Here is a 10537-nt window from a genome sequence, read left to right as displayed (position 1 = left end):
ATATTATATTTATTGAAATTTTCTATTTCATTGATGACTTCAATGATAATATCTTTTAGGTCTAGAAATTTTTTTTTATCTCCTCCTTCCCATCCCTCAAACATAGATGAAGAAAAATCTGCCACCAAAACTACATCAACCGTTTCTGCGTGGTATTTCCTACTTACCGCACCGCTTGCCACATCATAGTTCTCACCAAAACCAACAATGGTCTCATTGCCCGGAAACCATGTGGGTTGGTTAATTTTGGCTGAGACTTGATACTCAAAAAAACGCTGCTCTGAGTCCTGACAAGACGCGTTGTTTTCACAATTTATTTTGCGAATGGTAATATCGCTATCGTTGACTTCCGCGTAGGGAAAATAGTCCTGAATATAAGCCTTGGCCAGTGTCTTATCATCCGACCCTGCTCCTGCAACCGCTAGGCTTGCCACTTCAACCGCCTCTGCCAGACGTGCCTTGTCCTGCACCGCTCGTGCCCCATCTGTCCCTAGGGTAAAAATGCCAAACAGTATTGGAATAAATAAGGCGAATAAAATGGCTGCATGCCCTTGTTGCTGACGGTAGTAGCCGGGAGCTGAGTGAGCAAAACCTGGTTGTGAGCGCATAAACTATCTCCCCATCACTACGGCGCGCGACGATACGCGCGAGAAGTCTTCGCCAATCAGATTGCCGTACCAATTATCGGTGTCGTAGCATACGGTCACTTGGTATAAGGTAGCTGGTCGCCCAAAGGTGGTGGTAAAGCTGAGATCTTTACTCGGCGGCGCTGCCTGGCACAGGGTTCCAGAAGGTGCTGACCACTGGCTAATAATTTTGTTTTGATCCTCTTCATCCGTCGCTCCAACGCCTTGACGAACATGAAGCGAAAATCCGAGTTTGGTACTGTCAAAGTTACTCATGGTACGCGTGAGGGAGTTTCTGACGATAGTGTAAGCTTCTTCAGCTTGAGTATCGTTCACTCTAAAGTCGTCCTCACTAAACAGTTCAGTGCGCTCTTTAATGATATTGGCTGCAGAAAAAGCCATGCGCTCGAGCTTACCTTTAACGCTCAGTTTAATGATGATATCGGCACTGAACACCAACAGCAGCGCAAAGAAGACGCCGACGATGGCAAATTCGACGGTAAAATTACCTTGCTGATGGGCTTTAAAGCGCAAAGGTTTCACGTTGGTATTCCTGTATCACTATCATTTCACGGGAAAAAAAGGTGTTTTTATCCAAAAATAAATTAAAGATGGGTTGATAGTCATAGCTGACATTATAAATGGCAATAGGGGCTTTCTCTGGCTCGCCACATACAGCTTCTTTGTCATCTTCATTATCTGGTTCACAACCATYAGTGATCGTGGCAAGGGTGTTGTATTCATTAACATAACGGATACTTATCCGGTAATTATTCGCATCGATCAACGCATGCCAAAGGCTACTATCATCATTAAGGGTTTGTTGAAATACGGTCAGAAAGTCTTCAGTTTGTTGTTTTTTCGCATGTTGTGCGGCTTTTGAGATAGCTAAATCCCCCAAGGCAGATACATACGACATAAAGCTCATTTCCACCCAAGCAGCGCACATCAACCAAAAGGCAAAAAAACCGCCAACAAATTCAATCGTTGCGACGCCTGATTCTCGCTTTAGGCGATGGGGCGTGTTTATTCTCATTGAATAACGCCCTCTTGCTCTGGTGCTTTAGCCTGAGGCGCGACATCAAGAAGAGAGGACAAATCGGCCACGGGTAAAGCTTGCAATTGTTGGTAAAGTACGGCTTGTTCCTCGCTCTCCATGCTGGATGTTAGCGCATCAAAGGCTGAGCGCTGATTGGTTTTGGCATAGATTAACGACAGGGTAATGCGCGTTTTATCCGAAAGTTCACTGAGCTCTGGCAATGGTTCTAGTCGACGAAGGGCCCCCGTCAAGTCCTGTTCCAGTACATCAATCAATGCGAGGTTGTTTTTTATGGTGCGATCATTGGCCATGTTCTTTCGTGCTTGATTGAACCACTGTCGCGCGTCTGTTAAGTCTCCCTCTCGTGCAGCCAGTATGCCAAGCAAATTAGCCGACTCACTGTCATTGGGATCCCGTTGTTGTACTTCTTTCAGGCGTAAGGCGGCGGTTTGCCATTGCTCTAATCCCATCGCGACTTTACCGGCTAGTAAGCCTATCTGCGATATAGGCTGTCCATCTTGCTCCGTCTTTTGTAACAAAGGCGACAGATAAAAATCCGCCGAGTCATAGTCTTTGATGTACAGATAACGTTTCACCAGCTTTATTCGTGTCTGCGAAGATTCTTTTTGCTTTAACTCACGCTTGTAGAGCTCAATGATCTCACGATCATTGCCACTACTTTCTAACACTTGTTCGTTGGTCAGCGTCTTTTGCTCTGGCGGCTGACTGGCTGCACACCCAGAGAGCACCAAAATACAGGCTGCCACCAGCGCCCAACGCGGTTGTTTGATTCGAGGTTTCACCTGATTAGGCATTGGCTAGCATCCTCATAATGCCCGGTGCGGCGATTAGGATCACAATCGGCACCATGATAAATACAATCAAAGGAATCGACATTTTGGCTGCGAGCTGACCGATTTTTTCTTCAACTTGCAAAAGTTGTACTTCACGAATATCCGCCGACAAGGTGGTGAGCACCCCGTATATCGACGTGCCGTATTGCAAGCTTTGATTGAGGGTCATCACAAAGCTGCGCATTTCATTAGATGGCACTCGCTGATAAAGCTCTTCGAGTGCTTGCTCGAGCCCCACAATCCGTGAGCGTTCATTCACACGGGTGAGCAAAAAACTCAAGTCACGGTCAAAGGCCGCCATTTCACGCGATAAATAAGTAATAGACGCTTCAATGGTCATCCCGGTTTGAACACAAACAGCCATCAGATCGAGCATGTAAGGCAGTCGATTAGAAATGGCTTTCATCAACGCCCGTTTACGTAGGTTGAGATAGGCATCGGGGCCAATGATGATGATCACCAGCCACACTAAGCCACCAATCAAAAGCCAAGTATTCGGCCATTGTTGCAGTTGGCTCAATAAAAATATACCAACGCTACCCGCAAGCAATACCGCATACTTCATCGGCATAAATAACCGGCTCCAACGCTTATCGTAAATACCGGCCGCGAGAAATTTTTGTTCCACCTCATGGGTGTCATTAGACACCAGCTGGTTGATAAAGGCGCCAAACTTATCCCATAGTGGGGTTGTTGTTTGATCGGTTGAGTTCTCAATATTAAAGTCACGAAATTGGCGTTTTTTACGCGACTGTCGCAATGCACCAACAGCAAGCACGCAGCCGACAAGTAGCAGTATTAAAAAAATCCATTGATGCTGTACCATCATGATTCCCTTTTATCAGCGCACACTTTTCATTAATCCCCAAACGATGGCGATCCCAATCGCTTCACTAATAAGGACATAATAAAGAATCACTTTGCCATCGGGGTCAAACATCACAAACTCAAAGTTTTCTGGGCTGAGATATTGCAAAACAAACAGGAAAAAAAACGGAATCGCCGCGACGATTTTCGCCGATGTGCGCGCCTCAGACGTTAACGCATATTTTTTCTTATCAATCGAGCGGGCATTAAACATCATCCGATTAAGCCGCATCATAATATCTTTGAGTTGGCCACCACGCTGCATATTGGCGCGCAACGTGATCACAAAAAAGTAAAACGATGGATAAGGATAACGGCGACAGGACTTTCGAAACACGTCGTCGGGAGACTCACCAAGTTGTAAACGTTTCCCCATAATGCGGAACTCACGACCAATGTCACCTTCGAGCGTATTACCGACATACAAAATAGCATGCATGATACTTTCACCGGCAGACACTGCACTGGTCATCATATTCAACGCATCCGGGAATGCCGTTTCAAACATTTTTTGTTCACGGTTTTGAAGCCAACGGTAAAATATCAACATACCCGCAAGCACAAAAGGTGGCGTAACTATCCAGATGGGCTCCCGTAAAAACTGGTTGTTAAATTGAATCGATGCAAAACAAAGGCCCGCTAAAAGTGCGGCTAACTTAATATTTGGGCGCTCTCCCAGCTGTTTCTTAAAGTTGCTCCAGCGCAGTAGAATGTTTTCCCATACACTCCTATCGGCCAGGGAACGTAAATCAACCGCTTGCTGGTTTGCCATCACGGATTCAACGAACTCAGTTCGATTAAATTCTTCGAGATAATCATAGCGTTTGTGTTTTTTCAGCCAAGGAACAATCAATAACCCCAACCCAACCATCAGCATTACAAGGTAAATCACATGCCCTCCCCGGCTTTGAATGCAGACGAAAGCTTTTCCTCAAGCCCAAAGAAACGTGCTTTTTCCATCAACACCGAACGTTGCATGAGTCCTGCCGTCATAAAGTTGCCACGCACTTTCCCTTCACCAGACTGCTGATAAACCGGTTGAAAGCGAAAAATCTCCTCCATAACCACATTTGCGCCCTCTAATCCAACCACTTCGGTAATACTCATCACTTTACGGCTACCATCATGCAACCGGCTGATTTGGATCACCAAATCGACAGCACTAACGATGGTGCGTCGAATCGCTTCTAGCGGGAGGTTACTGTTTGCCATCATCACCATCGATTCAACCCGAGCCAGTGCGTCGCGAGGTGTATTGGCGTGCAGCGTTGACATGGATCCGTCGTGACCGGTATTCATGGCCTGGAGCATCTCAAACGCTTCGGCCCCACGGCACTCACCCACAATGATCCGATCGGGACGCATCCGTAGCGAGTTAATCACTAAGTCGCGTTGATCGACTAAACCTGTGTTTTCAATCCCTGCGGTCCGCGTTTCTAATCGCACCACGTGAGGTTGTTGCAACCGTAACTCCGCGGCGTCTTCGATGGTAATGACCCGCTCATTTTCACCAATAAACTGGGACAAGGCATTGAGCATGGTCGTTTTACCTGAACCTGTTCCCCCGGATATTAAAATATTGAGCCGACAATGCGCGGCAATCATTAATAGTTGGGCCATTTCTGGGCTCATTGCCCCGAACTCACACAGCTTCTGTAGATCAATACTCTGTTTTTTAAATTTACGGATTGAAATCGCGGTGCCGTCAATGGATATCGGCGGAATAACAATATTAACGCGGCTACCATCTTCTAAGCGCGCATCACAAGTAGGAGACGATTCATCCACCCGACGACCAACCCGTGAAGCAATACGCTTGGCGATTTCACGCAACTGACTTTCATCAATAAAGGTCACCGGTGCGGGCTCAACTAAACCGTTACGCTCAATATAAACGGAATCAGGTCCGTTGATCATAATGTCGGTGATGGTTTCATCGTCCATTAAATTTTGCAGTGGCCCCAGACCAATCAGCTCGTCGGTTAAGTATTTAACGAACTCATTTTTTACCGTGCTACTTAATGGCCATTGCTCACGATTGATGAGTAGCTCAACCGCGCTCTGGAGTTGCTTTTCAAGATCTTCACGCGACACATCCGCAATCACATTCGGGTCTAAGGCATCAAAGACCTGCTTACGGATCTTTACATAGACTTCCTTGGTGCCTATCACTCAACGTGCCTCTTTTGACGCCACAAACCGGTGAAAAAATTGAACACTGAACGGCGCTCTGTTGACTCACCTATCACCAAGGAAGCCAATTTACGCGTCGGACCAGATGCCTTTATTTTAGCCTGCGCGACTCGGTTTCCCTCCAACACAAGCTCGCCAATTTTCCCCGAAAAGGGGATCACGACATCAAGTGGGCATTGAAGAAACTTCTCTATATCTGCCCCCGTCACGGTGGCAAACTTTTCCGGTATACAGTGGTTTAGTACCAGGATGAGGCGCGGCCGCGATGCTTCATCGACTTTGTCAATGGTCATTTTTAATCGTCCGGCATCACGTAATGCTGATACAGTTGGGCTAACCACCAAAATAATGCAGTCACTGTCTAACCAACGCGCTTGGTTACGATGCGTAAAGCCCGACGAACCCGAGACATCTTCAACAATGAAGTTGCATTCTGATGAGAGTATATCCGCGGCATTATTGTGGTAATCATTCAGTTCGTCGAAACTGTACTGTTTGGAGGTCAGTGATAGAACAGAGAGCATGTCACTGTGTTTGGTGAGTAAGCTTTGCGCTGCCGATAGATCAAGGCTTGAAGAAAACGCGCCTTTTTGCACCTCCCGCTTTTCAAACTTCTTTAGCCCTAACATAATATCTAGGTTGCCACTGGTGTAATTATGGTCAACCACAATGCATGATGCGCTTTTATCGGTGACCAATTGATGCGCTAACTCAGACGTGATCAATGTCGTGCCAACCCCTCCTTTAGCGCCAATCACCGATATTCTTTTCGCGCGACGGTTTTGGCCAGGTCCACGATTACGCTGACGGTTATCACTGACGCTACGGACAAAATCGATCAGCTCTTGTTTCGTAATTGGCCAAAATAAGTAATAAAATCCCATCTCTTTGAGATTACGAATCGTTGAGATCGCATCCTCACTGCCAATCACAATCACAGAGGCATGACTTGGCAATAAGTGGCTAATACGACGAGCATCCCCCGTCACATCCTGACTGCTATTCAACTCAACCAATACGATTTCAACACTCTGTTGACGAACGTGATCCGTGATCGCCATGTCTGAGTTTTTGCAGATCTCTGGCGTTGCGACGCCCTCAAAACGAAACGCTTCTTCCACCAAAGAACGACAGGGAGCGGTTTGATAGAATAATACCGACGTAATCTTCTCGCGTTCGTCTTGCTGAGATTGATTACTTTTTAATATATCAACGAGATCAAACATCAGTATTCGCCTTCTTCATGACTGAGGCCACGTTCAGGACGTACCTTGGAGAGCCAGCGATTCTGTGTCACCACACAACCGGTTTTATTCTGACGCACATCGGCTATTTTAACGGGATGACAAGCTTGTGGTTTTACCTGATAAGTCACCACTGAAACGCGCCAATCTCCGTCTTCCAGAGCCGCCGAACGACGCCGAATATTTTGACTTTCTACTCCCAACTTCAATAAATAACGTTGCGCTTTTTTCGCCGCCTGTTCACCGCGAGGGGTGTTATAGTCAATCGTAATAGGTTGAGTAAGTACTAACTTCTGATGATGAGAAGCAAAACGAGTAAATTGCTCAAAATCACTCTGCGACGCGGATGTTGATAGCGTTAACTGATAAGTTACTGGCGCCAGTAAAACTTGAGTTCCCTCGGTTTGATAAGCGGGTGTACAGCCCCACAGCCCACTCATTAGGAGGATGCCGACTAGCCATAATGTCACTTTCATTGGATAAAGCCTCCTTTACGCAACCATTGGCGCAATGGTGCTTGCTCAGGCACCGCGTCTAATGCGAAAAAGCGCTCAAGCGTCGACGTTCGCTGAATTTGTGGGATAACCACTTGATCTGATTGTATGGGTTTGACCAAATTCACTTTGGCGACGATCACCAGCTCAGTCTTGTTACGTTGCGTTTCGGTATGACGAAACAGCGCCCCTAAAATAGGAATATCACCGACAAAGGGTATTTTCGATAAGGATTCACGCTCTTCACTGTTCAACAAGCCACCGAGCACAAAGCTGTCGCCGTCTCCCAGCTCAACCGTAGTGCGGGCTCGGCGTGTTTTTAATGCCGGCAAATCATAGGCGTCATTGCTGTATTGCGCATCCAAAGAGCTCACCTCCGGCATTAATGCGAGTTTGATCTTATCGTCCCTGTGTACGTTCGCCGCCAATTCTAGTTTGACCCCATATTCGCGATACTGCACATTCACGCCACCATCAATACGAGTGACGACAGGCAGTTCACCACCGACAAGAAAGCTGGCTGTTTCACCCGATAACACCGATAAATTGGGCTCTGCGAGAATTTGTCCGACATTATCATCGCCAACCGCACTGATGACGGTGAGGATGTCGCTGGCACTAAAACTCTTCAACGGATTAACAAAGATCCCGCTGCCTCGACCGCCCGAGCTAAAATTAACACCAAACTTTTCCATAAACGAATTGGAGACTTCCGCCACGGTTAATTGCACATTGACTTGCTTGGTCGTGGCCACCTCTAAGTTATTGACAATCCCGTCGTAGCGATAACGGCGCATAAACTCGAGGTTGTAGGTATTTTCTCCCGTATTCCACTCAACTTCTTCTTCAGTGGCTGACTTTGCTAACAGCTCACCCACCAAGCGTTCGATACTTTTTTTCTGCGTTTCGCTGGCCACCCGACCGCTGAGTACCACTTGATCAGCCAAATTATCAATTGAAATATCGAGATCCGGATAACGCAGCTGAATTTGTTGCTGAATATGGACCATACTTTGGTTCACGACCAATTGACGTGCCGCCATGGTATTGCCTGCTTCATCAAATACCAGTAACGAGGTTGTGCCAACCGCTTTACCAAACGCTACAATTTTTCGCTTATCGATAACTTGGTAGTCTGCTATCGCGGGATCAGCGACGAATACCGAGCCAATCGTTTGATTGACTTGCAATGCTTCTGCCTGGCCTTTGGCGATATTCATCACCATAGGGGCAGAATGGGCCGCCATCGCGACCCAGCTCAACAATAATGCCAACATCCAGCGGCGACAAAAGTGCGGCGCTTCCATACAAATTCCTTATTTTATAACGGCAGTATCAGCCCGAAACTCTGTAATCGCTCGATAGTCATCTAGAACATCGCCAGCGTTGGCGGACATATCTTTAGGCGACGCTTTGCCCAGCGACTTGTGAACCTCAAGTTGGGCGACGCGTTTGGCAATGGTCATGGTGGCCACTTGCTTACGGGTAAGCTCCAAAATCAAGATGGTGTCCGTAGACGCCGGTTGATTGCGGGTCGCCTCTTGACGCGATTGCGCAACTTTGAGGACTTTCACGCCCATTAATACAGGCGCGAGGGACACACCGCGAAAGCTACGCACTGTGGTCTCATTGGCAAGGTTTTGATCGGTGGAGGCAAGCGCCATAATATCGACCAATGCCCCAGCGCGCACCGCCCCACCGACCACTGAGGTTGCTGAGACTTCAAGCGGAAAGGGAATACGATCGGCTTGTGTGACGTAATCGAGATAATCTTGGCTTTGCGGAGACACCACTGCGTCCGGATAGAGAATATCGCCGGCCGCCAGTGATCGTCTGGCTAATAAAGCCTCGCCATTGGTTTCGGGGATTGCCATATCAGCGTCAATACCCATTTGGTTGGCTTTGTTCTCTGGCCAGGTTTCGATGATCAGATTATCTCGTGCAATCGTCTCACCACGGTCGAGCTCAGATTTCAACGTTATCACCTTGTAGACAACCTCGGGTGATGCTGTTGACGCCTCAGTTTGCACCGGCTGCGTCGACTGATTAGGCTGCAATAAACCGTACAGGCCGATGGCAATGGCCAAAAAGGCAATCAAGGAGAGTAATTTTGAATTCATAGTCCCTCTAAACAACCGGAAACCACGGTGGGAAGCGATAGTTGTATCGATCAAACATATAAGAGGAGCGGCGACGTTACATTGCGTACACCGCCATCGTGAATATCACTGTGCGACACTCGCTAAGGTAAGCCATATGGCGAACATCCCCGATGGCGCGATAGCAAGGGCATAAGGCACACCACGGGCACGCCATTCGGGCTTTCCTAACCAGCTGGCCAGCAAAAGCCCGACAGCGACTAGGCCGCCCAAAATAGCCATTAAAAACAACATCCATGGCCACCATTGTTCGCTCACCGCGAGACTTATCGCTGCTAGCAGCTTCACATCTCCAGCACCGCACACACCGAGCCAAAATAAAGCAAAGCCGGCCACCAAAACCAAGCTAGCCTGTATTAGCGCATTGCCGACAGGGAGCTGAGCCCAGTAAACAATGCCCCCTGCGAGCACAGTGATCACCGCAACCATCCAATGCTCGATGGTGCGTCGTCTCAGATCGCTAACCATACACACCAGCAAACAGGAACCAATCAATAATGGCAGAGCAATCACTGTGATTAAGGCCTACTGTTTAGTTTCTGACTTATTCTTTACCAGCGCCAGCTGTAGCTGCAGTGTCTACATTGGTAGTGATTTTAGTGATTGCATTCTCCAAAGCACCTCGTAAACCACTATCAGCATCACCACCATTAAATACAGCTAACACGATCGCAGAAATCGCGACACCGATAATCGCATATTCGATAGCGGTAACACCGCGCTTGTCTTTGGCAAACGACTCCAGTGCTAAACGGGTGTTGACATACATTTCAGTTAACATACGCATTTCTTCCTTTAATTTTTTTACCCATCACGTGAACAATAATTGGAACCCTGTTCACAATTTGTCGCACGAGACTATCACTGCCATTCAAAATGAGAAATAACGTTATGCCTATAATTTGACGCAGATCTGACTATTTAACCGACCACTGTCTAGTCGATCGCAAAAAATAACTAATTGATAATATTATAAATTTAAGGTGATTGTGGTATCCGCGTAAAAGGACGCCTGCTCTAAAGCTGATATTGACAATGAAGTAGATAGGTGTGGGTGTGGG

Annotated in this window: 13 protein-coding genes; all 13 read right to left on the bottom strand. The window is 47.2% G+C overall.

Annotated features, from left to right (window positions below):
* The coding region (locus tag BZG76_RS15105; protein WP_131825334.1) for a TadE/TadG family type IV pilus assembly protein at positions 1-608 on the bottom strand (608 nt) is incomplete at its 3' end.
* A gap of 3 nt (positions 609-611) precedes the next feature.
* Positions 612-1169: a tight adherence pilus pseudopilin TadF gene (tadF, locus tag BZG76_RS15100; RefSeq protein WP_077461937.1), complete on the bottom strand. Its 558-nt coding sequence runs from the start codon at positions 1167-1169 to the stop codon at positions 612-614.
* Complete coding sequence (locus tag BZG76_RS15095) at positions 1150-1662, bottom strand: TadE/TadG family type IV pilus assembly protein (protein ID WP_077461936.1); 513 nt, start codon at positions 1660-1662, stop codon at positions 1150-1152. The genes tadF and BZG76_RS15095 overlap by 20 nt, the downstream gene beginning before the upstream one ends.
* Complete coding sequence (locus BZG76_RS15090; RefSeq protein WP_077461935.1) at positions 1659-2480, bottom strand: tetratricopeptide repeat protein; 822 nt, start codon at positions 2478-2480, stop codon at positions 1659-1661. The genes BZG76_RS15095 and BZG76_RS15090 overlap by 4 nt, the downstream gene beginning before the upstream one ends.
* Positions 2473-3345 carry a type II secretion system F family protein gene (locus BZG76_RS15085; RefSeq protein ID WP_241824105.1) on the bottom strand — a complete coding sequence of 291 codons (873 nt, stop codon included), beginning with the start codon at positions 3343-3345 and terminating at the stop codon, positions 2473-2475. Before BZG76_RS15085 ends, BZG76_RS15090 begins: the two co-directional genes overlap by 8 nt.
* Positions 3346-3360: 15 nt before the next feature.
* A complete protein-coding gene (locus tag BZG76_RS15080; protein WP_077461933.1) occupies positions 3361-4278 on the bottom strand; it encodes a type II secretion system F family protein in 918 nt (305 codons plus the stop codon).
* The gene (locus tag BZG76_RS15075) at positions 4275-5558 is read right to left on the bottom strand and encodes a CpaF family protein (protein WP_077461932.1); all 1284 of its coding nucleotides are present in this window, start codon (positions 5556-5558) and stop codon (positions 4275-4277) included. Before BZG76_RS15075 ends, BZG76_RS15080 begins: the two co-directional genes overlap by 4 nt.
* Positions 5555-6805 carry an AAA family ATPase gene (locus BZG76_RS15070; RefSeq protein WP_077461931.1) on the bottom strand — a complete coding sequence of 417 codons (1251 nt, stop codon included), beginning with the start codon at positions 6803-6805 and terminating at the stop codon, positions 5555-5557. The genes BZG76_RS15075 and BZG76_RS15070 overlap by 4 nt, the downstream gene beginning before the upstream one ends.
* Positions 6805-7299: a hypothetical protein gene (locus BZG76_RS15065; protein ID WP_077461930.1), complete on the bottom strand. Its 495-nt coding sequence runs from the start codon at positions 7297-7299 to the stop codon at positions 6805-6807. Before BZG76_RS15065 ends, BZG76_RS15070 begins: the two co-directional genes overlap by 1 nt.
* Complete coding sequence (locus tag BZG76_RS15060) at positions 7296-8624, bottom strand: type II and III secretion system protein family protein (protein ID WP_241824104.1); 1329 nt, start codon at positions 8622-8624, stop codon at positions 7296-7298. The genes BZG76_RS15065 and BZG76_RS15060 overlap by 4 nt, the downstream gene beginning before the upstream one ends.
* 9 nt (positions 8625-8633) lie before the next feature.
* Entirely contained in the window at positions 8634-9437 is an 804-nt protein-coding gene (cpaB, locus tag BZG76_RS15055) for a Flp pilus assembly protein CpaB (RefSeq protein WP_077461929.1), read from the bottom strand.
* Positions 9438-9542: 105 nt separating this feature from the next.
* On the bottom strand, positions 9543-9989 hold the full coding sequence (locus tag BZG76_RS15050) for an A24 family peptidase (RefSeq protein ID WP_077461928.1): 447 nt from the start codon (positions 9987-9989) through the stop codon (positions 9543-9545).
* 31 nt (positions 9990-10020) lie between these two features.
* Positions 10021-10257 (bottom strand): Flp family type IVb pilin, encoded by a 237-nt coding sequence (locus BZG76_RS15045; protein ID WP_077461927.1) that lies wholly within the window; start codon positions 10255-10257, stop codon positions 10021-10023.
* Positions 10258-10537: the final 280 nt, after the last annotated feature.

Origin of the sequence: Salinivibrio sp. AR647 (genome assembly GCF_001995415.1) — a bacterium.
GTDB lineage: Bacteria > Pseudomonadota > Gammaproteobacteria > Enterobacterales > Vibrionaceae > Salinivibrio > Salinivibrio costicola.
This window is presented reverse-complemented; position numbering and strand designations above follow the sequence as displayed.

Coding starts and splice junctions, on each gene's coding strand:
- BZG76_RS15090 (WP_077461935.1), bottom strand. CDS start 2,480: ATGCCTAATCAGGTGAAACCTCGAATCAAACAACCGCGTTGGGCGCTG.
- BZG76_RS15085 (WP_241824105.1), bottom strand. CDS start 3,345: ATGGTACAGCATCAATGGATTTTTTTAATACTGCTACTTGTCGGCTGC.
- BZG76_RS15070 (WP_077461931.1), bottom strand. CDS start 6,805: ATGTTTGATCTCGTTGATATATTAAAAAGTAATCAATCTCAGCAAGAC.
- BZG76_RS15065 (WP_077461930.1), bottom strand. CDS start 7,299: ATGAAAGTGACATTATGGCTAGTCGGCATCCTCCTAATGAGTGGGCTG.
- BZG76_RS15060 (WP_241824104.1), bottom strand. CDS start 8,624: ATGGAAGCGCCGCACTTTTGTCGCCGCTGGATGTTGGCATTATTGTTG.
- cpaB (WP_077461929.1), bottom strand. CDS start 9,437: ATGAATTCAAAATTACTCTCCTTGATTGCCTTTTTGGCCATTGCCATC.
- BZG76_RS15045 (WP_077461927.1), bottom strand. CDS start 10,257: ATGTTAACTGAAATGTATGTCAACACCCGTTTAGCACTGGAGTCGTTT.